Source organism: Isachenkonia alkalipeptolytica (genome assembly GCF_009910325.1).
In the GTDB taxonomy this organism is placed as follows: domain Bacteria; phylum Bacillota; class Clostridia; order Peptostreptococcales; family T1SED10-28; genus Isachenkonia; species Isachenkonia alkalipeptolytica.
Genome location: NZ_SUMG01000005.1, coordinates 40,850 through 65,451, shown reverse-complemented (window position 1 = coordinate 65,451; position 24,602 = coordinate 40,850). Strand labels below are relative to the sequence as shown.

25 protein-coding genes and 1 pseudogene are annotated in these 24,602 nt (G+C 45.1%); 23 read left to right on the top strand and 3 right to left on the bottom strand.

The features are described 5' to 3' along the window. Window positions 1-121: 121 nt before the first annotated feature. The 3 genes from ISALK_RS05785 (at window position 122) to ISALK_RS05775 (ending at window position 2,209) form a co-directional block, all read left to right on the top strand. Window positions 122-445: a DUF2325 domain-containing protein gene (locus ISALK_RS05785; protein WP_160720075.1), complete on the top strand. Its 324-nt coding sequence runs from the start codon at window positions 122-124 to the stop codon at window positions 443-445. Window positions 446-539: 94 nt separating this feature from the next. Next, window positions 540-1,259, top strand: coding sequence for a hypothetical protein (locus tag ISALK_RS05780; protein ID WP_160720073.1), 720 nt, complete (start codon window positions 540-542; stop codon window positions 1,257-1,259). Next, complete coding sequence (locus tag ISALK_RS05775; protein WP_160720071.1) at window positions 1,256-2,209, top strand: threonine ammonia-lyase; 954 nt, start codon at window positions 1,256-1,258, stop codon at window positions 2,207-2,209. The genes ISALK_RS05780 and ISALK_RS05775 overlap by 4 nt, the downstream gene beginning before the upstream one ends. Before the next feature lie 68 nt (window positions 2,210-2,277). Here ISALK_RS05775 and ISALK_RS05770 read toward each other — a convergent pair whose 3' ends face one another. Next, window positions 2,278-3,099 (bottom strand): nitrilase-related carbon-nitrogen hydrolase, encoded by an 822-nt coding sequence (locus tag ISALK_RS05770; protein WP_160720069.1) that lies wholly within the window; start codon window positions 3,097-3,099, stop codon window positions 2,278-2,280. Between the two features lie 180 nt (window positions 3,100-3,279). On the opposite strand from ISALK_RS05770, the gene ISALK_RS05765 reads away from it, so the two are divergent. Further along, window positions 3,280-3,693 carry an FMN-binding protein gene (locus ISALK_RS05765; RefSeq protein ID WP_160720067.1) on the top strand — a complete coding sequence of 138 codons (414 nt, stop codon included), beginning with the start codon at window positions 3,280-3,282 and terminating at the stop codon, window positions 3,691-3,693. A gap of 23 nt (window positions 3,694-3,716) precedes the next feature. On the opposite strand, the gene ISALK_RS05760 is transcribed toward ISALK_RS05765, so the two are convergent. Beyond that, window positions 3,717-4,091 (bottom strand): hypothetical protein, encoded by a 375-nt coding sequence (locus ISALK_RS05760; RefSeq protein ID WP_160720065.1) that lies wholly within the window; start codon window positions 4,089-4,091, stop codon window positions 3,717-3,719. A gap of 520 nt (window positions 4,092-4,611) precedes the next feature. Here ISALK_RS05760 and ISALK_RS05755 point away from each other — a divergent pair. From ISALK_RS05755 to larC, 19 genes and pseudogenes are all read left to right on the top strand, one after another. After that, window positions 4,612-6,132: a glutathione ABC transporter substrate-binding protein gene (locus ISALK_RS05755; RefSeq protein WP_160720063.1), complete on the top strand. Its 1,521-nt coding sequence runs from the start codon at window positions 4,612-4,614 to the stop codon at window positions 6,130-6,132. 164 nt (window positions 6,133-6,296) lie between these two features. After that, a complete protein-coding gene (locus ISALK_RS05750; RefSeq protein ID WP_160720061.1) occupies window positions 6,297-7,226 on the top strand; it encodes an ABC transporter permease in 930 nt (309 codons plus the stop codon). A 20-nt stretch (window positions 7,227-7,246) separates the two neighbouring features. Further along, window positions 7,247-8,275, top strand: coding sequence for an ABC transporter permease (locus ISALK_RS05745; RefSeq protein WP_371723606.1), 1,029 nt, complete (start codon window positions 7,247-7,249; stop codon window positions 8,273-8,275). A 24-nt stretch (window positions 8,276-8,299) separates the two neighbouring features. After that, window positions 8,300-9,280, top strand: coding sequence for an ABC transporter ATP-binding protein (locus ISALK_RS05740; RefSeq protein ID WP_160720059.1), 981 nt, complete (start codon window positions 8,300-8,302; stop codon window positions 9,278-9,280). Window positions 9,281-9,292: 12 nt separating this feature from the next. Beyond that, window positions 9,293-10,255 carry an ABC transporter ATP-binding protein gene (locus ISALK_RS05735; protein WP_160720057.1) on the top strand — a complete coding sequence of 321 codons (963 nt, stop codon included), beginning with the start codon at window positions 9,293-9,295 and terminating at the stop codon, window positions 10,253-10,255. A gap of 203 nt (window positions 10,256-10,458) precedes the next feature. Continuing rightward, entirely contained in the window at window positions 10,459-11,166 is a 708-nt protein-coding gene (locus ISALK_RS05730) for a cyclase family protein (RefSeq protein ID WP_160720055.1), read from the top strand. Between the two features lie 14 nt (window positions 11,167-11,180). Further along, window positions 11,181-11,855 (top strand): RadC family protein, encoded by a 675-nt coding sequence (gene radC, locus ISALK_RS05725; protein WP_371723603.1) that lies wholly within the window; start codon window positions 11,181-11,183, stop codon window positions 11,853-11,855. A gap of 12 nt (window positions 11,856-11,867) precedes the next feature. Continuing rightward, window positions 11,868-12,362: a CYTH domain-containing protein gene (locus tag ISALK_RS05720; protein WP_160720051.1), complete on the top strand. Its 495-nt coding sequence runs from the start codon at window positions 11,868-11,870 to the stop codon at window positions 12,360-12,362. A gap of 47 nt (window positions 12,363-12,409) precedes the next feature. Next, window positions 12,410-13,978, top strand: a complete 1,569-nt coding sequence (locus ISALK_RS05715) for an NAD(P)H-hydrate dehydratase (protein WP_160720049.1) — start codon at window positions 12,410-12,412, stop codon at window positions 13,976-13,978. A gap of 617 nt (window positions 13,979-14,595) precedes the next feature. Further along, a complete protein-coding gene (locus ISALK_RS05710) occupies window positions 14,596-15,474 on the top strand; it encodes a DegV family protein (protein WP_160720047.1) in 879 nt (292 codons plus the stop codon). Window positions 15,475-15,662: 188 nt separating this feature from the next. Next, the gene (locus ISALK_RS05705) at window positions 15,663-17,393 is read left to right on the top strand and encodes a 2-oxoacid:acceptor oxidoreductase subunit alpha (protein WP_160720045.1); all 1,731 of its coding nucleotides are present in this window, start codon (window positions 15,663-15,665) and stop codon (window positions 17,391-17,393) included. Next, the gene (locus ISALK_RS05700) at window positions 17,393-18,238 is read left to right on the top strand and encodes a 2-oxoacid:ferredoxin oxidoreductase subunit beta (protein WP_160720043.1); all 846 of its coding nucleotides are present in this window, start codon (window positions 17,393-17,395) and stop codon (window positions 18,236-18,238) included. The genes ISALK_RS05705 and ISALK_RS05700 overlap by 1 nt, the downstream gene beginning before the upstream one ends. Before the next feature lie 59 nt (window positions 18,239-18,297). Beyond that, window positions 18,298-19,143, top strand: a complete 846-nt coding sequence (gene amrS, locus ISALK_RS05695; protein ID WP_160720041.1) for an AmmeMemoRadiSam system radical SAM enzyme — start codon at window positions 18,298-18,300, stop codon at window positions 19,141-19,143. Between the two features lie 13 nt (window positions 19,144-19,156). Beyond that, a complete protein-coding gene (gene amrB, locus ISALK_RS05690; protein WP_160720039.1) occupies window positions 19,157-19,951 on the top strand; it encodes an AmmeMemoRadiSam system protein B in 795 nt (264 codons plus the stop codon). Window positions 19,952-19,967: 16 nt separating this feature from the next. Beyond that, window positions 19,968-20,510: an AmmeMemoRadiSam system protein A gene (gene amrA / locus ISALK_RS05685; protein ID WP_160720037.1), complete on the top strand. Its 543-nt coding sequence runs from the start codon at window positions 19,968-19,970 to the stop codon at window positions 20,508-20,510. A gap of 34 nt (window positions 20,511-20,544) precedes the next feature. Then, a complete protein-coding gene (locus ISALK_RS05680; RefSeq protein ID WP_160720035.1) occupies window positions 20,545-20,973 on the top strand; it encodes a hypothetical protein in 429 nt (142 codons plus the stop codon). Window positions 20,974-21,075: 102 nt separating this feature from the next. Next, window positions 21,076-21,576, top strand: coding sequence for a free L-methionine (R)-S-oxide reductase MsrC (gene msrC, locus ISALK_RS05675; protein WP_160720033.1), 501 nt, complete (start codon window positions 21,076-21,078; stop codon window positions 21,574-21,576). 16 nt (window positions 21,577-21,592) lie between these two features. Continuing rightward, the gene (gene larB / locus ISALK_RS05670; protein WP_201756845.1) at window positions 21,593-22,366 is read left to right on the top strand and encodes a nickel pincer cofactor biosynthesis protein LarB; all 774 of its coding nucleotides are present in this window, start codon (window positions 21,593-21,595) and stop codon (window positions 22,364-22,366) included. 20 nt (window positions 22,367-22,386) lie between these two features. Next, a pseudogene (gene larC / locus ISALK_RS14915) lies at window positions 22,387-23,615 on the top strand (nickel pincer cofactor biosynthesis protein LarC). A gap of 20 nt (window positions 23,616-23,635) precedes the next feature. On the opposite strand, the gene ISALK_RS05655 reads toward larC, so the two are convergent. Beyond that, the gene (locus ISALK_RS05655; RefSeq protein WP_160720027.1) at window positions 23,636-24,487 is read right to left on the bottom strand and encodes an N-acetylmuramoyl-L-alanine amidase family protein; all 852 of its coding nucleotides are present in this window, start codon (window positions 24,485-24,487) and stop codon (window positions 23,636-23,638) included. Window positions 24,488-24,602: the final 115 nt, after the last annotated feature.

The window sequence follows — 24,602 nt, the reverse complement described above, 5'->3', positions numbered from 1 at the left end:
CAGTGCCGCCGACAAATTATATAATAATGATAATCGTTATCAATGAATATTAATGGATATCCCTCGATAGTAAACTAAAGAGCTTATAGATCAAATCTAAATAAATTAGGAGGCGTTTATTATGACGGCATTATTAGTTGGCGGAGACCAGTTGGGAAACATACCGGAAACCCTGCGATGTCAGGGGATCGACAAACAAATACACTGGACGGGACGCAAGAAAAAACTGCGAAAGGCAAAAATTCCAAAGGATGCGGATATGATTATTCTCTTTTATGATTACCTGGAACACAATATCGCAAGCATTATCAAGGAACAGGCAAAGCAGCAAAAGATCCCCTGTGTATTCTCTAAAAGAGCCATCAGTGACCTGCATGTGCAACTGGAACGATGTAACAGCTGTAAACTTAAAAATGTTTGCAACGGCAACATCATGGCAAGCTAGAAGGAGAGGCAGAACCTTTCGATTTTTCTAAAAAAATGATAGAATAGACTCAGCATTTAATCGATGCTGAGTTTTTTTATGGGGAGGGGATTTAATGGGTTCAGCCTGGGCAAACAACGAAAGTTTCCTTGTATGGGGAAGCCTACTCTTGGCAGTGATCGCCCTGGGGGTATGGGGGAATTTACTTTACGAGGTGGCGAAAAGTCATTTTAACTTGGAAGAAACCCTGGCGTCCAGAAAAAGTGAGGGTTGGAATTCGGCTAAAACCTCAGCCATATTTCTAAGCTTTCTAATGATTATGCAAGGGCTAATTCTGTACACCACCATAAGCCGAGCGGCGGAGCCTTTAATCGAAGAGGAAAAAATCGATCACTGGATTGAGCTGTATAAAGTGGAGGAGACCCTGGAAATACTGGAAGACTATGAAAAAGAGGAAGTAGATAAGTGGTACATAACAAGGGAACTGAACCGTTTCTTAGGACAGGGGCTTATGGAAACAGGGATTTTGTTTATTCATTTGGGGCTTTTTTTTCAAAGCCTGTACCGGGGCAACCGGAAAAACCGCTTGACGGAAAAGGGGCTGTACACCTTTGAAGGGAAGCGAAAAATAGCAAAGATCAGCCATTATAAAATAAGGCATCGGCCCAAGGAGGCCACCGATATCCTATGGGTTTACGCGGGAGAACCCAAAATCCGTTTCTGGGAATCCTTTAAAGAGCCGAAAAAAGTGATATTGGATGTGGAAAGAGAAGATCTTCGAGACTTGGAGGATTTATTTCGCATAGCCGATATAGAAAAGGAGGAAGGATCATGATTACCTATCACAGCGTTCTTGCAGCAAAAAAACGAATTGAAAAGGGGATTTACCATACCCCGCTGGAGCACTCCATGTATTTGAGCCATGAGAACCGGCAGGTGTACTTGAAATTAGAGGCCCAACAGAAACTGAAAAGCTTTAAAATTCGGGGAGCCCTCAGCAAAATGATGAATCTTACGGAAGAAGAAAAGCAGCGGGGAGTGATTACTGTATCCTCGGGGAATCACGGAAGCGGGGTAAGCTATGCCAGCGCCATCCTCAAAGACGTGAAGGCAACCGTGGTGGTACCGGAGTCCACACCGGAGTCCAAGGTGGAAAAAATCCGTTATTATGGGGCCCGGGTGATCCAAAAAGGGGAGAACTTTGATGCGGCCAACGGCTATGCCAAGGGATTGATTGAACAGGAGGGGCTGACCTATATTGATGCCTGTTCCGATGAGGATGTAATCTCCGGACAGGGGACCATGGGTTTAGAGATCCTAGAAGACCATCGGGGAATGGATACCATCCTTGTGCCCATCGGCGGTGGTGGCATGATTACGGGGATCAGTATCGCAGTGAAGGCCATCAATCCGAATATTAAGGTAATCGGTGTGCAAACGGAAGCGTGTCCGGCGATGGACGCGGCCATGAAGGAAGGCGTGTTTTATGAGGAATATCCTACGGATCCCAGTATTTGTGATGCCTTAGTGGGAGGCGTAGGAAGGATTCCCTATGAGCTTTCGAAAAGTGCTATTGATGATATTATCGTGGTGTCGGAAAAGGCCATCAAGAAAGCCACGAAGCATCTGGTAACAAAGGAAAAAGTGGTGTCGGAACCTTCCGGGGCCGTAGGGGTGGCCGCTCTTATGGAACAGGGAGAAAGGATACCGGGAAAAGAAATTGCGGTGGTGGTGTCCGGAGGGAATCTGGATGAGCGCCTATTAAAAAAGCTGTTGGAAGGGTAACTTCCAACAGCTTTTTCCATTCCTCGGACCATTTACCGGATGGGCTACCGGTCTGACAAGGGAATTTTTTACAACTCCGGTACCGGAATCTTCTTTGCACCACCGGGGGTAAGCTTATCGTGCAGCTTGTTTCGATAGTCCTCGAGGTAGGGAATTTCTTCCCGGGCCCAGTATAGGGCCTCTTTATCGATGGCTCGAATCATCAACTCTTCCTTTTTATCCGAGGCCTCTGCTAGTAAGTCCCCCAGGGGACTGATCAACTTGCTTTTTCCACAGCTGTGGTTCCCCACGGTGTTTACTCCGAGCACATACACCGTATTATCCAGGGAACGGGCGGGCAATTGAATATCCCAGCGGTGGGAGGCGCCCAGGGACCAAACCGAAGGACAGACGATGATTTCCGCTCCGGCTAGGGCCAGTAATCGGCTGGGTTCCGGAAACTCCATTTCATAGCAGATGAGAATACCGATGGTGCCCACTTTGGTTTTAAACACCGGATACTGCACTTCCCCGGGGGAAAATATTTTCGCCTCCCGGCCCCAAAGCATGCTTTTTCGGACGATTCCCCGCAGTTCGCCATCGTTATCGATTACGGCAACGGAAATGTGAAGATTGTCCCCCTCCCCTTTTTCCACAAAGGGACAGATGATGGAAGCATCGGCTTTTTTCGCTTCCTCCTGCATAAGGGAAACGGTTCGTCCTTCCCGGGTTTCCGCCAGTAAGCTGAAGGCATTTCTCGATAAATAATATCCCGTAGTCCAAAGCTCCGGTAAAACGATGAGATCCACATTTTCTTCCGAGGCTTTTCGGATAAAATCGATTCCCCGCTTAAGGTTGGCATCCACATCATGCATGATCGGGGTTAATTGTATTGCGGCCACTTGAAACATAAAAATTCCTCCTTAGTTAGAAAGCCTCTTTAAATACGAGGCAGCTTCGACTTATTTTGATCTATCAGTTAAGATGTAGCTATATATTTTTCAGTTAATAATAGAAAGGTTTTCTGCTATACTATAGAGAGAAGTACCATTAAACAAATAAACAAAACAAAAAAATGGAGATGATCATTTGTGAAAAAGGGAATCCTAGTTACATCAACCATCCTGGTGCTGCTGATTGTTCTACGTCCTTTTGTATTGGATTATCTGGACTTGCTTAATTATAACAGAGAGATCGAAAACCTTCAAATCCAAAACCCTGAAATAAGCGCATTTGAAGATGGGGAATACGAAGGCCGGCATCAGGTACATGAAATTGAGGCCCAGGTAGAGGTGCGAATTCTATCCGGGGAAATTGTGGGCATTGATCTTCACCATGAGCACGAACGGGGGTATAATGCCGAGGAAATCACCCGGCGGGTGGTGGAGGAGCAAAGCTTGGAAGTGGATATGGTAACCGGGGCAACCCACAGCAGTAAAGTGATTTTAAAAGCCATTGAAAGGGCGCTCTGTGAGACGGAAGAAGTCTACTGTGAGGAACCTTAAATCATGGGGAGGCCCGGAATGGTCTAAAGGAAGAACAGCAATAGATCCAGAACCACTGCAATCAGGAAAACCACAAAGGCTCGGTAAAGATGAATAATTCGTTCCTTCCGTTGGGAGACTTTTTCCATGTACTGTTCCTTGAAGTTGCTTTTAAACATGTTTTTCACTAATTTTTTATCCCGGCTGACCCCGAAGAAAAGGGCATAAAAGCCTAAAACAACGCCCATTAAAAATATAGCATTGTTGATTAGCTGTAATAAAGGTTCTTCAGAGAGGAAAAAGCCGTACATCAGACCCATGACAGCAGCAAGGGCCGCTGCTAGAATGCCCTCCTTGGTAATAAGCCACAGGACGGCTGAAAGTTTGGGGGGGTGATTGTTATCGTAGGAATTGGTCATTGGGAAACTTCCTTTCTTGAATTTCGAATTTCTCTCGAATTTTGTTTGCAATTGTCGGTAAATTATGATTTAATGGAAAATAGTTAAACTACAGTACAATTATATTCCAGTATCGAAGTTTTTCACTATCATTATACCGTCTAATCTTTGAAAAGACCATAGGCTGTATTAAAAAATATATATGGATAAAGAAAGCAATACGAATCCGATTGTATTGCAAATAAAAAAAATATAGGGTATAATACTTCTATTGATAGGAGCAGCTGCAGGCTAAATATTCTAAAAAATCCTAATTGAGCAAGGAATTCGAAATGGGAGAATGAATAAAGAATTTGTAATCAAAGCCAGGCAGCGGCTTAAATTATCAGAATTGATTGTTACATGTTTTTAGTTATACTTAAATTTTTGGAATTGAATGGAGCTCCGATCTAGTAAAGATGATATTACTTTCATCATAGACTTTTTGGTCTAGAGGTGGAATTAATATAAATTCAATTTATATTTAAGGGGGAGAAAGTAAATGAACAGTAAGAAAATTGCATTATTGTTAGCATTATTATTGATGGTTGCTGCCTTTGCCATCGGTTGTGGCGACGAAGCCGCTACGGATACCTTAGTTGTGGCACAGGGTGCCGATGCGGATTCATTGGATCCACATGCAACCAATGACCAACCTTCTTCAAGAGTTATGAAACAGGTTTATGAAAGTTTATTAAATCAAAACGAAGACATGGAATTAGTTCCCGGTCTTGCAGAAGAATGGGAACAAATTGACGAATTAACCTTCGAATTTAAACTTCGAGAAGGTGTAATGTTCCACAATGGAGAGGAGTTAACTGCAAGCGACGTAGAGTTTACCTTGCTTCGAGCATTAGAATCTCCCGATGTAGGGCACATTGTGGGAGCTATTGATCCTGACGGATTTGAAATTATTGATGACTATACCATCAGAATTTCAACGGTAGAACCCTTTGCCCCGCTACTTGCTCACTTAGCCCATACCGCATCTTCAATCTTAAACCAAACCGCGGTTGAAGAACACGGGGACGACTATGGTGAAAACCCAGTGGGCACCGGTCCATACATGTTAGAGGACTGGACAAGAGGTGCTACAATTGAGCTTACGCGATTTGAAGATTTTCATGGTGAAAACGGAAAAATGGAAAATATCACGTTTAGAAACATTCAAGAGGACGGAAATCGAACCATTGAGCTAGAAACCGGAGAAATCGATATTGCTTACGATATCCTGCCAACAGATATTTCAAGAATTGAAGAAAACCAGGAGTTAGAGTTAGCAAGAGACTTAAACTTCTCTACGGTATACCTTGGATTTAACACAGAAAAAGAGCCTTTTGACGACGTAAGAGTTCGACAAGCGATCAACTACGCCGTAAATGTAGAATCGATTATCGATTCGGTAATGGAAGGTTCTGGAGAAGTTGCCACGGGCCCCATCGGACCGATGGTATGGGGAGCAAACGAAGAGTTAGAACCTTATGGCCATGACATCGAAAAAGCAAAAGAACTGATGGAAGAAGCCGGTTATGAAGACGGATTCTCTACCACCATCTGGACAAACGACAATCAACTTCGACAAGATATTGCACAAATTACACAGAGTCAGTTAGAAGAAATCGGAATCGATGTAGAAATCGAAGTACTGGAGTGGGGAGCTTATCTAGACGGAACCGCTGCGGGAGACCATGATATGTTTATCCTAGGTTGGGTTACCGTAACAGGAGATCCTGACTATGGACTGTATGCACTGTTCCATTCAGAACAATTTGGATCCGCTGGAAACCGAACTTTCTGGGGTGATGAGCGAGTGGATGAACTCCTTGACGAAGCTAGAAGATCGGCAGAACCCGATGTACGGGAAGACGCTTACATGGAAGTTCAAGAAATCGTGCGAGATGAAGCACCATGGTTATTCCTTAACACCGGAGAAGACCGAACCGGCCTTCGATCCAACGTTAGTGGCTTTAGAAACCACCCGGCGGGTCACCACCCATTATGGGACGTAACGATCGAAAATTAATAAATCAATATTTCATTAGCGACAACGGATGTTTCAAACACAATAAGTAGAGTACAGTAGGGTCATAACTATGACCCTACTGTGCTGTCCAAAACTATTTTGAAAATTCATCATAATCAATAAAAAGTTAACAATCCTTATAGATTCAGGAAGGAGGAGTAACAATGTTAAAGTATATTGGTCGAAGAATACTGCTATTACTTCCCGTATTAATTGGCGTATCCTTCATCGTTTTCACTCTAATGTATATCACCCCGGGAGACCCTGCAGCCATGCAGCTTGGGGAACAGGCAACGGAAAGAGAAATTTTACAACTTCGGGAGCAAATGGGTCTGGACGATCCTTTCATCGTACAATACGGACGATTTGCCCGGGATGTGTTTACCCGTGCAGACTTCGGACGGTCGTATAGAACCAATGCTCTGGTATTTGATGAGCTGATCACTCGTTTTCCAACAACATTGACCCTGGCGGCCACAGGGGTTCTTGTAGCCGTGTTAATCGGAATACCCGTCGGGATCATATCCGCCACGAAACAATATTCCTTATTTGATAATGCAGCCATGATGTTTGCCTTATTGGGGGTATCGATGCCCAACTTCTTTCAAGGGCTTGTGGCAATTCTCATATTCTCCGTAGGTCTGGGATGGTTCCCTTCTTCGGGATATTCAACGCCCATGCATATGATCCTTCCCGCAATTACCATCGGGACCAGTTCTGCGGCCATGATTACACGGATGACCAGGTCTAGTATGCTAGAGGTAATTCGTCAGGATTATATTCGAACCGCTCGAGCAAAGGGACAAAAAGAGTCCAAGGTAATTAACCAGCATGCGCTTAAAAATGCCTTGATTCCCGTAGTTACCGTAATCGGTTTGCAATTTGGTTACTTACTGGGAGGTGCCGTACTGACGGAAACTGTATTTTCCATTAATGGAATCGGACTTTTGATGGTTAATTCCATTCGAATGCGGGACTTGCCCATGGTCCAAGGTGGTGTTTTATTCATCGCCCTGACTTTTAGTGTGATAAATCTAGGCGTAGATATTTTATACGGATTTATTGATCCTCGAATTAAGGCTCAATATAAGTAATCAGAAAAGGAGGTTCTGAAATGTCATCAAACAAGGAAAGCGAAAGAAATAAAGATTTAATGGAAAAAGAAAAAAATCCTAAGGCAAAGGATTTAACCAGAGACGATGCGGTTGTAAAGAATTATCAGTCTCAGACGGAAATCCACAGTCAACCGGGAGAAGTTGAGCCAGAAGGGATGGATGTAAAAACTATCGTACCGGAGAAACGAAAAAGTCAATGGGCGGAAGTTTGGAAGCGATTAATTAGAAATAAAGCGGCAATTGCCGGGATGATCGTAATATTGATACTTATTCTTACCGCAATTTTTGCGGACTTTATTGCGCCTTACCACTACAGTGATCAAAACCTGGATAATGTCCGGGCAGCCCCGAGTTCTGATCACTGGTTTGGAACGGATAACTTTGGAAGAGATATTTTTAGTCGAGTGGTCTACGGTAGTAGAATTTCAATTCAAGTAGGCTTTATTGCGGTAGGTGTAGCCATTGTAGTAGGCGGGATCTTAGGGTCTGTGGCTGGGTACTACAGCGGTAGAATAGACAATGTAATTATGAGATTAATGGATGTTTTATTGGCCATACCGGGAATTTTGTTAGCGATTGCCATTGCTGCGGCCCTTGGACCGGGTCTCGTTAATGTTATGATTGCGGTAGGTATTGCATCGATTCCCCGATATGCCCGGATTGTCCGTGCATCGGTACTCTCTTTGAGGGATCAGGAATTTGTAGAGGCAGCCAGAGCCGTAGGGGCCAATGATTTTAGAATTATCACCAAATATATTTTGCCAAACTGTATGGCACCCATAATTGTTCAAGGAACCTTAGGAGTTGCAGAGGCTATTCTTTCAGCGGCGGGACTAAGCTTTATTGGACTGGGTATTCAGCCACCAATTCCTGAGTGGGGGGCAATGCTTTCCACGGCACGGGTATATATCCGAGATGCTTGGTGGATGTCCATCTTCCCGGGTCTTGCAATTATGATTACCATTTTTGGATTGAACTTATTAGGGGATGGTCTTCGAGATGCCCTAGACCCAAGATTAAAAAGCTAAAGTTAAAGGAAAGGAGTGTAATACATGGCGAAGGATTTATTGAATGTAAAGAACTTGTCTATTCAATATAGTACGGATGAAGGGGTTGTAAAGGCTGTAGATAATATGACCTTCGAAATCGGTGTGGGAGAGACCATTGGAATCGTAGGAGAAACCGGAGCAGGGAAAACCACAACCGCTTTAGGAATTATGCAATTGGTTCCGAATCCCCCGGGAAAAATTGTTCAGGGAGAAGTTATTTTTAAAGGGGAAGATTTGCTTAAGAAGAATGATGAGGAAATGCGAAAAATTCGAGGAAACAAAATCTCCATGATTTTCCAAGACCCCATGACCTCCTTAAACCCGGTAATGACCACGGAGGATCAGATTGCGGAAGTGATTTTGCTTCACCAGGACGTTGATTCGAAAGAGGCTAAGGAAAAGGCCAGAGATATGATTGAAACCGTTGGAATACCTAGAGAACGAGGAAAGGAATACCCCCATCAATTCAGTGGAGGAATGCGACAGCGGATCGTGATCGCCATTGCCTTGGCCTGTAATCCGGAACTTTTGATTGCGGATGAACCGACCACGGCCTTGGATGTAACCATTCAAGCCCAGGTGTTGAAATTGATGAAACGGCTTAAGGAAGATTTTGAAACCTCGATGATCATGATCACTCATGACCTGGGAGTCGTAGCCAATATTTGTGACAAAGTAGCGATTATGTATACCGGCTATGTGGTGGAATATGCGAAAGTTCGGGATCTGTATAATAATCCCCTGCACCCCTATACCCAAGGACTTTTCGGATCCATACCAAATGTAGAGGCGGATGAAAAGCGGCTAAATCCCATTAAAGGGTTAATGCCGGATCCAACGGAAGTCCCCGAGGGATGTCCTTTTAATCCAAGGTGTCCAAAGGTGATGGATGTTTGTAAGAGTGTATTGCCTCAAAGAGTGGAAGTGGAGGATGGACACTATGTAAACTGCCATCTGTATCCCCCAGAAGAATATCAAAAGTAGGAGGTGAAAGGAATGTCGAATAATATTTTAGAAGTTAAAAATCTGAAAAAGCACTTTAAAACTCCAAAAGGAATGCTGCATGCGGTGGATGATGTCAGCTTTTTTATCAAAGAAGGAGAAACCCTGGGCCTTGTTGGGGAGTCCGGCTGTGGTAAATCCACTACTGGGCGTGCCATTCTACGATTGTTAGAACCCACATCGGGAGAGGTGAATTTCGAAGGAAAAAATATTGTAGACTTCAATGGAGCGCAGATGCGAGAGGCTCGTAAAAATATGCAAATCATCTTTCAGGATCCCTATGCATCCCTAAATCCAAGGATGAATTTAGGACAGATCATTGCGGAGCCTCTGTTAATCAATAAGGTTTATAAAGATCGGCAGAAGGTTACGGAGCGGGTCAAGGAGTTAATGGATACGGTAGGCCTTACACCGAGACTATTAAACGCTTTTCCCCATGAGCTGGACGGGGGAAGACGACAAAGAGTTGGCGTGGCCAGAGCCCTTGCCCTTAATCCGAAGTTCATCGTTCAGGATGAGCCGGTTTCCGCTCTGGATGTATCCATTCAAGCACAGATTCTGAATCTGATGCAGGATATTCAGGAAGAGCTGGGACTGACTTACCTGTTTATTTCCCATGACTTGAGTGTTGTAAAACATGTGAGTGACCGAATCGCGGTAATGTATCTGGGAAAAGTTGTGGAGCTCTCGGACTATAATGCGATCTTTAGAAATCCTTTGCATCCTTACACCCAAGCCTTACTATCCGCAATCCCGGTACCCCGGGTGGATGCCCCGGATGACATGATTATCCTGGAGGGAGACGTGCCGAGTCCCGTGAATCCTCCTGAGGGTTGCCGTTTCTATGGCCGGTGTCGATATCGTCAAGACATTTGTAAAAGCAAGACTCCGGAGTTGCGTGAATATGAGCCGGAACGTTTTGTGGCCTGCCATTTGGTCGAAGAGCTGCAAAAGTAAGAAGACCCCGGGACCTTTCCCGGTAAGCTGATAAAAATAAAACCTGGAATTACATCAGATATTTAATCTGAAAATTCTAGGTTTTTCTTTTTTTTTCGGTGTTTTTTCCCTCACTTATGATAAAATAAGCTTATGAACAGCAATGTATTAATTATTAGTAAAAAATTCTTGGTTCTACATAATCCCGGTAAAAGGAGGCAAAAATGAAAATTGTTGACTTGACCCAAAAACTGACAGAGGACATGCCCTTGTTTCCCGGAACCCCCGGTCCGAAATTTACGGTGAAACACACCGTGGAGACCGATGGCTTTCGGGAAATGGAAATTTCTTTATACTCCCATACGGGAACCCACCTGGATACCCCCGCCCATGTTTTTCCCCGGGGGAAAAATCTGGAGGATTACGGTGCGGATCAATTTTGCGGTTCCGGTTTGGTCCTGGACTTTTCCCGGCTAGGGGAAAAGGAAATCACTCCGGATCTCTTCGAAGAGGCGATGGACAAAGCTTTGTCTCAGCCCCGGTTCCAGAGAAAAACCATGCCTAAAGAAGGGGAAGAGGAAAAGGACCGTCGGTTATCTTCCATAGAATATTTATTCTTTTACACCGGCTGGGATAAAAAGTGGGGAGATAAAAGCTACTTAACAGGGTCCCCGATCCTGTCCCAGGCGGTGGCAAAAAAAGTGACAACCCTGGACCTGAAAGGGATCGGTATCGATGCCATCAGTGTGGATCCCCTGGAAGGCGACGGGCTTTTAGCCCATCGGATTTTACTGGAAAAGGAAATCATCATCGTGGAAAACTTAAAGAATCTGGGAGGGCTTTTACAGGAGAATTTTGAGTTTTACGGACTGCCCCTGAAAATACCAGGGGGGGAAGGCTCACCGATTCGAGGGGTTGCAAAAATACGGTAAAGGGGATGGGGTACGTGAGTATACATGCAGGGCATCGAAAACGGCTGAAGGAACGTTTTCTTCGGGAAGGTATTGATCACTTCGAAGAACATCAGATCTTGGAAATGTTACTGTTTTACGGGATACCACGAAAGGATACCAATGAAATCGCCCATCGCTTGATAAGGGAGTTTCAAGACCTTGCCGGGGTTCTGGATGCAAAAATGGAGGACCTCCGTAAAGTTGAAGGGGTGGGGGAAAATGCAGCCATGTTGCTTGCTTTGTTAGCCCCGCTTTCCAGGCGGTATCAAAGTTGCAAATTCAAGGGAAAACATCAGTTGAACAGCTCTCAGAAGGCCGGGGAGTACGCTGTCCATCTTTTTACCGATCTTCATTACGAGTGTTTTTACCTGATTTGTCTAAACAACCAGAACCAGGTACGCCACGCGGCAAAAACCTTTCAAGGCACCATCAATGAAGCCGCAGTATATCCAAGGTTGGTAGTGGAAACCGCCCTGAAGTATCAGGCCAGCAGTGTGATCCTTGCCCATAACCATCCCGGAGGGTCAATCAAACCTTCCCAGGGGGATATTCAGGTAACGAAACGGATCAAAGAGGCCCTGGGGGCCATTGACATAAAAGTGGTGGATCATATTATCGTAGGGGATAATCGATATTTCAGTTTTGCAGAGGACCGACTGGTGTTATGAAAGGATGTGTAAATGTTGGCAGTGGAAAGGGAACGGAAATTTCTAGTGAAAAAACTTCCGGACGTATTCAAGGTGAAGAAAAAGGAAATCATACAAAAGTATTTAAGCAGTGAACCGGAATTAAGGATCCGAAAAATCGGCGGGGACTACGTTCTTACCAAAAAAGGCCCGGGTACCCATACCAGAAGGGAAGAGGAGATGGAAATTTCTTCGGAGCTATTTTTGTTTCTTGAAGGAGATCGGCCTCCGATGCAAATCCAAAAGACCCGTTACTACCTTCCCCTGAAGGCAGGCCTTGTTGCGGAGTTGGATGTTTATAAAGGGGAGTTTCAGGGCTTTTACAGTGTGGAAGTGGAGTTTGAAACAGAAGAGGACATGAAGGCTTTTGCACCCCCGGATTGGTTCGGAATGGAGGTAACGGAACGAAGGGATATCACCAATTATCAGATGGCGAAAAATGGGATCCCTAAAGACCTGACAGCCATTATTGAGAGCTACAGTCTATAGCGCAAAAGAAGGTTTAACAACAAATTGAAAAAAGGGAGAGATTTTTCATGAAGGTGCTGGACAATCAGCAAATGCGATTGTTGGATCGAATTACCACGAAGGAATATAAGATTCCGGGACTGATTTTAATGGAGAATGCAGGAATGAATACCACGGTAGAGGTGATGAAAGCCTTAAATGAAGACTACCGGAAAAAGGTGATTATCATCTGTGGAACCGGAAACAATGGCGGGGACGGATTTGCCGTTGCAAGACATCTCTATAATAAGGATGTGCAGGTAAAGGTGTACATTGTGGGAGATGAAAAGTCCATACAGAACGATGCCAAGGTAAATTTTGAAGCGATTCAGGCCATGCGGGTATCCATTGGGGTTTTAAAAGATGAAAACGATATGATTGATTTTAATTTGGACTTGATGAAATCCGATATTGTGGTGGATGCCATATTCGGGACAGGACTGAACAAGCCGGTAAAGGGGATTGCTAACGAAGTGATTGGGGTTGTCAATAAGGTTAAACGAAAAATCATCTCCGTGGATATTCCCTCGGGGATCTCCGGAGATACGGGGAAGGTTTTAGGGAGTGCTATTCGGGCCACAAAAACCGTGGCTTATCAATTGCCTAAAATCGGAAACCTTACAGCCCCGGCCATTGAATATAACGGGGAACTGTTAATTTGCCCCATCGGGATTCCCCAAGAGGCCATCAGTAAATCCCAGTATGAAGCAAAGTTGATTACGGAAAAAACCTTAAAGGATATTTTACCCATTCGGGGACTGAATTCTCATAAAGGAAACTACGGAAGAGCATTAATGATTGCGGGATCCCGGGGCATGACCGGGGCCGCTATCCTAGCCTCGAAGGCAGCCCTAAGAAGCGGGGTGGGAATGCTCCATTTGGCAATACCCGAAGAACTGAATGATATTTTAGAAACCCAGCTTACGGAGGTCATGACGGTTCCTTTTCAAGTGCCCAAGGGCAACGCAAAAGAGTTTACCGGTGTGGAGGATATCATGGGAAGTCTTCAGCGAAGCAATGTGGTGGCTCTGGGACCGGGTCTTGGAAGAAGCAAGGAGACGGAGGTTATTGTGGAACGGGTACTGCGGGAGGCAAAGTGTCCGGTGATTTTAGATGCCGACGCCCTAAATGTATTGCCGAAGATGTTAAAACTGTTAAAGAAGGTAAAAAGCCGTTGTATCCTAACGCCTCATCCCGGAGAAATGGCAAAACTTACGGGGCTGAGTATCCCGGAGATTAATGAAAATCGAATTAAGGTAGCCAAGGATTTTTCTCGTAAATACGGCGTCATTGTTGTATTGAAAGGAGCCAGTACCGTGATCACCGATGAAGAAGGGCATGTATACCTAAACACTACCGGGAATCCGGGAATGGCCACTGCGGGGAGCGGAGATGTATTAACCGGTATTATTACAGCCCTGGTGGGTCAAAAAATAAATTTGATAGGCGCCGCCATGGCCGGGGTCTATATTCATGGCCGGTCGGGGGATGAAGCCGCCAAGATCACCGGGGAATACGGAATGATTGCCAGTGATATGGTGCGGGAAGTACCAAGGATTATTACGGAGATCGTGAACAAGAAAAAAGCATTTGATTAAGGTTTTTCATTATTCCTTATTGATGGTAGGAGCAGCGAATAATTCGCTGCTCTTTAGGGATAGCAGAGGGTTGAGCTTCCCGATGGGAAGCCCGCGACGGCGAAGAAGCGACGAAATTTTAAATTTTCCGACAATAGTATGTTTAAAAAGCGAGAAGTATGGTATAATAATAATATAATAAGATCCGGTAGATCACTACCAGTCAAAAGTACAACAGTTAAATAACATGCAGCTAACATCCAAACAGGAAGCTGTTTAACGGAACCTATATTTAGGTTAGAACACAAAACATCGAACAACCTTATTACTGAAGAAGTAATTACTGAAAAAGTAATGCAAAGCATGAATGCTAAAAGGAAATAAGAAAGGTGTGATGTTTACGAACAATAATACGCCACCAAAATCAACAAATGACTGGTATAACTACTTCCGATCTTATTATGAATAGATAAGGGCGATCATAAAAAATGATTTGCCCTTATCTTATTTTATGAGGAAATCCTAAGGATTCATAAATCCATTGAAGATAAAAGATTTGATACCTAAATTCGTGGTATAATATATAGAGGAGAAACTCTTAGCCTAAGAGTTAAAAATAATAAAGGGGGATGTATACTATGAGTATTAAAATTATTACGGATTCCGCCTGCTCCCTTCCGAAAGAGATTCTGGAGGAGCTGGATATAACCGTAGCACCGCTTACGTTACAACTTGGGGAAAAATCTTTTACCGATGGAGTGGATATTGATCCGGAAGCGATGATGGAGGATATGAAAGAGGGCAAGGTCTATAAGACTTCCCAGGTTTCCCCGGCGGCCTTTGAGGAGATCTTTGAAAAATACATAGGCGCTTTCGACACCGTGATCTATATCGCCTTCTCTTCCGAAATATCCGGCACATATCAAGGAAGCGTGATTGCGAAAAATCAATTATTAGAAAAATATGATGGGCAAAAAACCTTTGATCTGGAACTGGTGGACAGCAAGTGTATAGCCCTGGGTTCCGGACTGATCGTTAAGAGGGCAGCGGAAATGGCCAAGGAGGGAAAGAGCAAAGAACAAATTTTGGAAGCGGTGAATTACTACGCGCCAAACATGGAGCACATATTTACCGTGGAGGACCTCAATTACCTGTACCGGGGAGGTCGGGTCAGCTATACTTCCGCCTTTGTAGGAGGGTTGTTGAACATCAAACCGATTTTAAATGTGGAGGATGGAAAACTGATCCCCTTTGAAAAAATTCGAAGCCGGAAAAGAGCCATTAAAAGAATTGTGGAAATTGTGAAAGAGCGAGGAGTTAATTTGGACAAGCAATTGATTGGGATCAATCATGGGAACGATCGGGAAGGTGCGGAGCTGCTACGGGAAATGCTGAAGGAGGAAGTGGGAGCTAAGGACTTTTTGATTACCACTTTACCCGCAGTCATTGGTGCCCATACCGGTCCGGGAACCCTATCCGCTTTTTTTCTGTCCACGGGAGAAAAAGATTTTGGATAAATCCTGAAAGATCCAATATAATTGACGGGATCCCTTGCCCTTAACAGTACAATAAAAAAAGCCTTCGGGCTTTTTTCTTTTTGATCAACCCCCTGAGGATTTCAGGTGAAATTGGGTATGAAAAAAAGAAGTGTCCATGAATATTTCACCATCCGATAAAACATAAATAAGACATAAGGAGTGATTAAATGAACCGAGAAATTCAAGTGCTCATTGGAGGCACCCAAGGAGACGGAATACTGGCCACCGGTCTGTATTACCTTCAAGTGCTTTCGCGAATGGGTTACCATGTTTACGGAAAACGACATTTTACTTCGAGAATCAAAGGGGGCAATAGCGCGATTATCGCCCACGGAAGTGTGGATAAAAAAGGCTGTCTGAAGGACGATATGGACATTGTTATGGCCCTGGATGAAGACACCATGGAAATTTACACGAAAAAACTAAGGAAAAGAGGACTTCTCCTTTACGACGAAGCCCTGGAATTAAAAGTGGATTTAGATTTTATTAAGGAGATGGAAATAGAAATTATCTCCCTGCCCATTACCAAGGTGGTAAAGGATAAAGGAAATATGATTATGAAAAACGTCTGCTCCCTGGGTTTTTTAACAAGGGTTACGGACATCGAACCGGAATATGTGGAATCCGTCATCGTAGAGGCCTTTAAAGACAAAGGGGAAGAAGTGGTGCGGAAAAATAAAAAGGTATTGCAGGGGGCCGTGGATTATAATTTTACCAGCCTTAAGGGGGTTAATTATCTAATCGAGCCGGTGACCCGTAAGGATCTGGGGCCGGTGGCGGTGGGAAATGATCTGATCGGTCTTGGAGCCATTATGAGCGGTTGTCGCTTTATGGCCGCTTATCCCATTACCCCGGCTTCGGAAGTGATGCAGTATTTATCGGAGCATCTTCCCCGCTATGGGGGAAAGGTGGTGCAAACCGAGGACGAGCTTGCCGCCGTCAATATGATTATCGGAAGCAGCTATGCAGGGGTAAGAAGCATTACCGGAACCTCGGGACCGGGGGTTTCTCTGATGATGGAAGGGCTCGGACTTGCCGCCATGGCAGAGGTGCCCATCGTGGTGGTGGACGCCCAGCGGAAAGGGCCCAGCACCGGCCTTCCCACAAAGCATGAGCAAAGTGATGTAAACACATTGTATTATGGAGGACATGGGGATTTCCCCAGGATCGTACTGGCCCCCGCCACCTTCGAAGACTGTTTTTATGATACGGTGGAAGCCTTTAATCTGGCAGAGGAGTATCAGTGTCCTGTGATTATCATGTCCGATGCCCTGCGCAGTCTCTCCTATGAAAACATTGAAGCACTGGACTTTGACCGGGTCACCATTAACCGGGGAAAACTGGGAAGGCAGGAGGACCTGGATGACGGAGAGGAAAGTTATAAGCGCTATGAAGACACCGGGGATCACATTTCCAAAAGAGTTTTTCCCGGGACGGAAAACGGACTCCATCATACCACCGGACTAGAGCATAGTGAGTACGGTTTTCCCTTGAGCCCCAAGGATGATCATCGAGGACTTACGGAGAAGCGAATGGAAAAAATGACACCCTTGGAATATAAAAAAGGGATTCAAATGTATCAGGAAAAGGATAATAACATACTGTTTTTAGGTTATGGCTCCACCTTTGCTACACTGGAGCAAGGGGTAAAAAAGCTGGACCGCATAGTGGACTATGGGGCAATAAAGCAAATCAAACCCCTGCCGAAAGTACAGATAAAAAAGCTCTTAGAGCATTATGACAAGGTTGTAATTGTGGAGAATAATTACAGCGCTCAGCTTCGAAGGATCATCCAGGCAGAGATCGGTTACCATGAGAAACTGGACTCCTTATTGTCCTACAACGGTGACGGCTTTCTGATTGAAGAAATCAAAGACAAAATAAAGGAGCTGGTATAATGGCAAAATATAAAGATTATAGCAATGGAATAGAACCGACCTGGTGCAAAGGCTGCGGCGATTTTTCCGTGCTCCGTTCCTTGCAGGTGGCCACGGCGGAAATGGAAATTCCCCGCAAGGATCTTTCCGTGGTTTCGGGAATCGGCTGTTCCGGCCGAATTTCCGGATACATGAAGGCCTACAGTTTTCATGGGGTTCATGGAAGGGCGCTCCCCATTGCCCAGGGTATCAAACTGGCCAATGAAGATTTGACCGTGATTGCCGCCGGCGGTGACGGAGACGGCTTTGCCATTGGAGCGGGACACTTCATTCATGCGGCGAAAAGAAATATTAATATCACCTATATTGTTATGAACAATCAAATCTACGGACTGACGAAGGGGCATACTTCCCCGGTAAGTGATCAGGGATTTAAAACCCCGAGCACCCCTCAGGGAAGCGAAGACTTACCGCTGCAACCGGGGTTGATGAGCCTATCCGCGGGGGCCACTTTTTTAGCCCAAGGATTTTCCGGCTACCAGGAGGAGTTGGTGGATCTTATTAAAAAAGGCATTGAACATGAAGGGTTTTCTTTTATTAATGTATTCAGTCCCTGTATTACGTTTAATAAACAAAACACCTACCAGTGGTTTCGAAAAAATTTGACCTCGGTATCCGAGGATAGGGCTTATGACCCGTCCAGTTATCACGGGGCCATGGGAAAGCTCATGGAAACGAATGGACTGGTCACCGGGGTTTTATACGAGAATCAACAGAAGGAAAAAAAGAAGGAAATGTCCTTGAGAGAAACCCCCATGGCCCTGGAAAGAGAAGAATTTCAAGCGCTTTTTAATCGTCTTTATTAAAAGAAGAAGCCAAGAGGATCTGGGGTCGCCTCTTCAGGTAAAAAAAGGAGGGACGTGAGATGAAAGAAGGGCTGTATTATGAAAAACTCCAGGGAAATCAGGTGAAATGCACATTATGCCCCCATCACTGCAGGATTTCCCCAGGAAAAATAGGAAAGTGCGGTGTACGAAAAAATGAGAAGGGGACCTTAATGAGTTTGAACTATGGGAAAATCACCGGGCTTCATATAGATCCCATTGAGAAAAAGCCGATTCATTTTTATCTGCGGGGGACCCAAACCTTGTCCATGGGAAGCTTCGGCTGCAACCTTCATTGTCCTTTCTGTCAGAACTATACGATCGCTAAGGGAAAGCCTCCCACTACGGACATGAGCCCGGAAGAGGTGGTGAGCCGGGCAGTAAAAGCCGGGGTTCCTTCCATATCTTATACTTATAATGAACCGATCGTTTTTTATGAAATGGTATTGGAAACCGCAAAGCTTGCGAAGAAAAAGGGACTGAAGAATATTTTAGTCACAAATGGGTATATTGAGAATGAGCCATTAAAAGAATTACTCCCTTATCTAGATGCCGCCAATATTGATTTAAAGGGGTTCAATGCCCAAGTGTATCCTGAGGTTCTAGGCGGAGAATTGGAAAGGGTCAAAAGAACGATAGCCTTTCTCCACGGAAGTATTCACATAGAGGTTACCACATTGGTGGTTACCGGGCTCAGTGACCGAAGAGAGGAGCTGATCCGTCTTTTTCAGTGGCTGGCCTCGATCAGTCCCGAGCTCCCCTTGCATTTAAATCGTTATTATCCATGCTATCGATACCAGGAGCCGCCAACGGATATTGAGTTTTTGCTAGAGATGAAAGAGGAAGCGGAACAGGTTTTAAACCGGGTACGAAGCGGAAATTTCTAAAGGAGGAAAAATAATGGGACAGATTCAAGGGATGTTTATCGTCCCCCACCCCCCAATCCTAATTTCAGAACTTGGAAAGGGAAAAGAAAAGGAAGCACAAAGAACCCTACAGGGAATGAAAGAGGTTGCCCAAAAAATTAAAGCCGGTAATCCCGATACCCTGGTTTTAATCACGCCCCATGGGGCCGTGCATCAAAACAAGCTGGCATTTCTTGAAGGGGAGGAGACAACCGGCGATCTCCGGGAGTTTGGATACCCCCACCTGAAAATGACGAAGGAATTGGACGCCAAAAACATTGAAGGTTTGAAAGAAGGGTTCAAGGAACAGGGTTTGCCCGGGGTATTTATTGAAGAATCTTTAGATCATGGCGCCTTTGTCCCTTTGCATTTCATTGAAAAAGAGATTCCGGAGACAAAGCTTATTCATATTGCCATTGGCATGTTGGGATTGAAAGAGTTGTATGACCTGGGATTAAAAATACAGGAAATTCTGGAGGCCGGGGAAGGGGCTTTTACCATTGTGGTCAGCGGAGATCTGTCCCACCGACTAAAAGACGAAGGTCCCTACGGTTATGATGAACGGGGGGAAGAGTTTGACCGAAGAATTATAAATGCAATTAAGCGTTGCAACGTAGCGGACATTATGAATATGCCCGAGGAAATTTATGGCCCCGCGGGAGAATGCGGCCTTAGGCCGATTGTTCTGGGCTTTGGCATCTTGGGGGAGGGAAAATTGACCTCCCGGGTCCTATCCTATGAAGGTCCCTTCGGTGTCGGTTACATGAATGCCTGGGTTCAAAAAAATTAGCAAAGGAGGAAATATAATGAAGCCGGAAAGCCTGTATGCCAAGCTGGCCCTACGAGCCATCGAAGAAAAAATCAAAACGGGCAACAAACTGAAATTTGAAGATTTTAAAAAAGAGGTGGAGGATGAGACATGGAGTAAAGACGTTGAAAACCTCCAGGCCGGGGCCTTTGTATCTCTTTATAATAAGGAGGAACTGCGGGGATGCATCGGTACGATAGAGCCGTTGGAAGTCCATGTGGGAGAAGAAATTATCAGAAACGCATTGGAAGCCGCCTTTTTTGATCCTCGATTTGTACCGGTGGAAAAGAAGGAACTGGACCAACTCAGCATCAGTGTAGATGTTTTAAAGGAACAAGAGTTGGTGGAAACCATAGATGATCTGGATCCCCGGAAATACGGTGTAGTTGTGGAACACGAGGGAAAAAGAGGATTGCTACTTCCCGAGTTGGAAGGGGTGGATACCCCGGACAAGCAGTTGGATATCGCGGCGAAAAAAGCGGGCATTATGGAAGGGGAGAAAATGAAAGTCTATCGATTTGAGGTTCTCCGCTATCAATAGGAGGCAGGAGAAATCAGGGAAAGGAGTAGGGAAAATGGGAAGAAGGATAATCCTGACCATGCTCATACCGCTACTGGTTTTAACTATGGCAGCCTGTGATATCGGAAACGAAAGGGAAGAGGAGCCCGAGGAGGCCAACGAAGTGGACCAACCTCAACCGGAACCCCTAGATCCCGATGAGGATGAAGATGATAATGAAGACGCGGTCGGCAGGGAAATCTACACCGTGGAAGCAAGATTCATGGGACTTGCGGATGCCAATTCTGCAGAGTTTGAAATTGTTGAATCCGGGGAATATGACTTTGTCCAGGAACTGAATGTATTCCGTTTCGGTGAAGAGGTAATCGAGGATTTCAATGAAGGGGTATATGATGTGGGGGAAGTGATTACCCTTTATATAACCATAGAAGAGGCGGAAGACTATAACATCTATACAATAGAGCGGGCGCAACCCGGTAATTAAAAGCTTACCCTTCGGTAGGCTTTTTTATTTTCATATCACCAAAGCAATGGTATAATTAGGGAAGGAAAAATTCAAAGAATACCTGCAGAAAGGAAGGTCATTATGAATCGAATCGAAAAAATCACCACGGAAGATCCGAAAAAATTTTATGACTATCTGAATCTTAACCTGAAAGGGCTGATTGCCGAGGAAAAGGACTGGCTGGCAAATTTAGCCAATGCTTCCGGGTTATTATATTTGCTGATGGACAATATTAACTGGGCGGGATTTTATCTTTATAAAGAAGAGGAATTGATCCTCGGACCCTTTCAGGGAAAGCCGGCCTGTACCCGTATTGAAATTGGTAGCGGGGTTTGCGGAACGGCGGCGAATACCTTTGAGACCCAAGTGGTGGAGGATGTGAATGCTTTTCCGGGACATATTGCCTGCGACCCCGACTCCCAATCGGAGATTGTGGTTCCCATGATTCGAGAGGGGAAGCTTATAGGGGTATTGGACATCGACAGTCCCATCAAAAACCGCTTTAATGAAATTGACCGGGAATACTTGGAAAAGTTTGTGGAAATCATACTAAACCATAGGGAGATTCCTTTAAGCTATTAAATAGGAGATGAAAATATTGAAGGAGAAAAATATAGAAAGCATCCTTGAACAGATCAAAGCGGGAAATTTACCGGTTTCCGAGGCCATGGAGCAATTAAAGGACCTTCCCTTTAAAGAGTTGGGATACGCAAAGATCGACCATCACCGGGAAATTCGAAACGGTTATCCCGAGGTAATTCTTTGTGAGGGGAAAGAGCTGGAACATATTGTAGGCATCGTGGAACATATGCTGGAAACGGGAAATAATATTTTTTTGACCCGGGCCTCCCGGGAAGTTTATGAAGCCCTTGAAAAAATAACATCGGACCTTGAATATCATCCCATTCCTCGAATCATCGTGGTCAAGAAAAGGGAAGTGGAAAAGACAGAGTCCGTGATATTAGTGGCGACCGGTGGCACGGCGGACATTAAAGTAGCCGAGGAAGCGGCCCTGACTGCAGAAATTTTAGGGAATACCGTGGAACGGTTATATGATGTAGGCGTAGCGGGGATCCACCGGTTGTTAAAAAACACGGATAAATTACAGCAAGCCAATGTAATCATTGCGGTAGCCGGTATGGAGGGGGCTCTTCCCAGTGTGATCGGAGGCCTGGTGGACAAGCCCGTGATAGCCGTTCCCACCAGTGTGGGATATGGAGCGAATTTTCAAGGGCTATCCGCACTGCTGACGATGCTCAACAGTTGCGCCAGCGGAATCGGCGTGGTAAACATCGACAACGGCTTCGGCGGGGGATACCTGGCCGGCACCATCAATCGACAAATTGAAAAAGCCCGAAGGGCTGAATCCTAAAGAAAGAGTGGGGAAAATATATGGAAGAACGAATACTTTATTTAGACTGTTTATCCGGAATCAGTGGGGATATGACCATCGGGGCCTTATTGGATTTAGGCCTGGACCAAGACGCCTTCCTCTCGGAGCTGAAAAAAGTGAAGGTGGAGGGTTACACCTTACAAATTGAAAAAAATCAGAAAAACGGTATCACCGGTGTGGACTTTGATGTGATTATGGAAAAGCCGGGTCACGGACATCATGATCATGGACATCATGGTCACGGACATCATGGTCACGAACATCATCACCGAAACCTAAAGGATATTGAAAAACTCATTGATGACAGTGACTTAGAGGAATCGGTAAAAAACATGAGCAAGGAAATGTTCAGGCATGTGGCGAAAGCGGAAGGGAAAATTCATGATAAGCCCTTGGACCAAGTGCACTTCCATGAAGTAGGGGCCATTGATTCCATCGTGGATATTATCGGTGTTGCAATTTTAATCCATCAGTTAAATCCCGATAAAATTATCTCTTCCCCGCTCCACATCGGGACGGGATTTGTGAAATGTGCCCATGGGAAAATCCCGGTACCGGCCCCGGCGACCCTGGAAATTTTAAAGGGAATGCCCGTATATTCCACCGGTATTCGAAGCGAGTTGGTAACCCCCACCGGGGCGGCCATTGTCAAAGTGCTGGCCGACGAGTTTCGGGAAACCCCCTTGATGGAAATTGAAAGCATCGGTTACGGCCTGGGGACAAAGGATTTGGAAATTACCAATGTACTGCGAATGATGGTGGGTAAAAAAAAAGTATAGAGCCTGAGGAGGAAGGGGAGAAGGAAACCCTTTTATTACTGGAGACCAATATCGACGATATGAATCCCGAGATCTATTCCTACGTTTTTGAGAAGTTTCTTGAAGAGGGGGCACGGGATGTTTATCTGACCCCGATTATGATGAAGAAGAATCGACCGGGGACCAAGCTCAGTGTTCTTGCGGATAAAACCCTGGAGGAAAATATGAAGAAAATGATTTTTCTCGAGACCTCAACCCTGGGAATTCGCATAACCGAGATTCACCGGGAGGCTCTGACGCGGGAGTTTGTAAAAAGAGAAACCCCCTTCGGGATGATTACCTTTAAAGAGGGATATTATCAAGGAACAAGAGTAACCTTCACCCCGGAATATGAAGATTGTCGGAGGGTTGCAAAGGAGCAGGGGCTTTCCCTCCGCCGGGTCTATGAAGTTTTAAGTAAAATCGATTAAAACATAAAAAACTCCATCCCCTATTCTTCGGAATCCGGGGTGGAGTTAAAATACTTGTGAATGCCTGAGGCGATTCCCCGGGCGATTTTTTCCTGGTATTCGTCGGTCTGCATCTTCTGGTCCTCTTCAGGATTGGACATAAATCCAATTTCCACTAAGGTGCTGGGGACCTTGGACCAATTAAGGATGGAAAGATTGTTTCGAAAGTGAACCCCCCGGTTTCTGGCCCCGGTGGCCTCTGCCAGTTCATCAACAATTAAAGTGCTGAGGGTTTTGCTGACCGCGGCCCGGTCGGCATCGATATAGGATACGTTAAAGGAGGGGGACAGGACACTAACCCCTTGGGCAGAGGTGATGGAGCTGCCGTCGGCGTGAAGGGAGACTAAAATGTCAGCCCCTATCTCCTCCGCCATTTTTCCCCGTTCCTTATTGGTAATATGTACGTCATGACGATCCCGGGTGAGGACCACTTGATAACCCAGATCCTTAAGGGCGGATTCTAATTTGAAGGCCACATCCAAAACCAGTTCGTATTCCCATACGCCGGTGGAGACCCCCCGGGTTCCTGTGGACACCTTATAAACCGTGCTGTTTAAAGAGGGGGCTGCATTTTCCCGAGTGTAATCCGGATCTTTTTGATGGCCGGGATCAATGAGGATTGTGGGGGTTTCCGAGGTTTTTTCCTCGGGATCCTCTTCTGAAAGCTCCCCCTTTAGTTCCTCACCGGCGGAAATTGTTGGGGCGGAATCATCCCCGGCAGAGCTGGAGAAACCGGGAAAATTATAGGTTGCGGAACGGACGAAAAAGACGATCAGTAAAAAGACAAAGCTGATAAATAAAACCTCATATAATTTATTAAAATTGGTTTTCATAGAGGGAACAACCTTCTTTCTTTACAAAGAGTGGGTAGTTATTACTAACCATTTTATGTGAAAGTTCAAAAAAAAGCAATGGAAAAAGCCAATTTTTGTAACAAAGGAAAGTATG

Coding starts and splice junctions, on each gene's coding strand:
- ISALK_RS05775 (WP_160720071.1), top strand. CDS start 1,256: ATGATTACCTATCACAGCGTTCTTGCAGCAAAAAAACGAATTGAAAAG.
- ISALK_RS05715 (WP_160720049.1), top strand. CDS start 12,410: ATGAAGGTGCTGGACAATCAGCAAATGCGATTGTTGGATCGAATTACC.
- amrA (WP_160720037.1), top strand. CDS start 19,968: ATGAAGCCGGAAAGCCTGTATGCCAAGCTGGCCCTACGAGCCATCGAA.
- amrS (WP_160720041.1), top strand. CDS start 18,298: ATGAAAGAAGGGCTGTATTATGAAAAACTCCAGGGAAATCAGGTGAAA.
- ISALK_RS05745 (WP_371723606.1), top strand. CDS start 7,247: ATGTCATCAAACAAGGAAAGCGAAAGAAATAAAGATTTAATGGAAAAA.
- ISALK_RS05680 (WP_160720035.1), top strand. CDS start 20,545: ATGGGAAGAAGGATAATCCTGACCATGCTCATACCGCTACTGGTTTTA.
- ISALK_RS05760 (WP_160720065.1), bottom strand. CDS start 4,091: ATGACCAATTCCTACGATAACAATCACCCCCCCAAACTTTCAGCCGTC.
- ISALK_RS05750 (WP_160720061.1), top strand. CDS start 6,297: ATGTTAAAGTATATTGGTCGAAGAATACTGCTATTACTTCCCGTATTA.
- ISALK_RS05720 (WP_160720051.1), top strand. CDS start 11,868: ATGTTGGCAGTGGAAAGGGAACGGAAATTTCTAGTGAAAAAACTTCCG.
- ISALK_RS05735 (WP_160720057.1), top strand. CDS start 9,293: ATGTCGAATAATATTTTAGAAGTTAAAAATCTGAAAAAGCACTTTAAA.
- ISALK_RS05730 (WP_160720055.1), top strand. CDS start 10,459: ATGAAAATTGTTGACTTGACCCAAAAACTGACAGAGGACATGCCCTTG.
- ISALK_RS05700 (WP_160720043.1), top strand. CDS start 17,393: ATGGCAAAATATAAAGATTATAGCAATGGAATAGAACCGACCTGGTGC.
- ISALK_RS05710 (WP_160720047.1), top strand. CDS start 14,596: ATGAGTATTAAAATTATTACGGATTCCGCCTGCTCCCTTCCGAAAGAG.
- ISALK_RS05770 (WP_160720069.1), bottom strand. CDS start 3,099: ATGTTTCAAGTGGCCGCAATACAATTAACCCCGATCATGCATGATGTG.
- ISALK_RS05785 (WP_160720075.1), top strand. CDS start 122: ATGACGGCATTATTAGTTGGCGGAGACCAGTTGGGAAACATACCGGAA.
- amrB (WP_160720039.1), top strand. CDS start 19,157: ATGGGACAGATTCAAGGGATGTTTATCGTCCCCCACCCCCCAATCCTA.
- ISALK_RS05655 (WP_160720027.1), bottom strand. CDS start 24,487: ATGAAAACCAATTTTAATAAATTATATGAGGTTTTATTTATCAGCTTT.
- ISALK_RS05705 (WP_160720045.1), top strand. CDS start 15,663: ATGAACCGAGAAATTCAAGTGCTCATTGGAGGCACCCAAGGAGACGGA.
- ISALK_RS05755 (WP_160720063.1), top strand. CDS start 4,612: ATGAACAGTAAGAAAATTGCATTATTGTTAGCATTATTATTGATGGTT.
- ISALK_RS05740 (WP_160720059.1), top strand. CDS start 8,300: ATGGCGAAGGATTTATTGAATGTAAAGAACTTGTCTATTCAATATAGT.
- msrC (WP_160720033.1), top strand. CDS start 21,076: ATGAATCGAATCGAAAAAATCACCACGGAAGATCCGAAAAAATTTTAT.
- ISALK_RS05780 (WP_160720073.1), top strand. CDS start 540: ATGGGTTCAGCCTGGGCAAACAACGAAAGTTTCCTTGTATGGGGAAGC.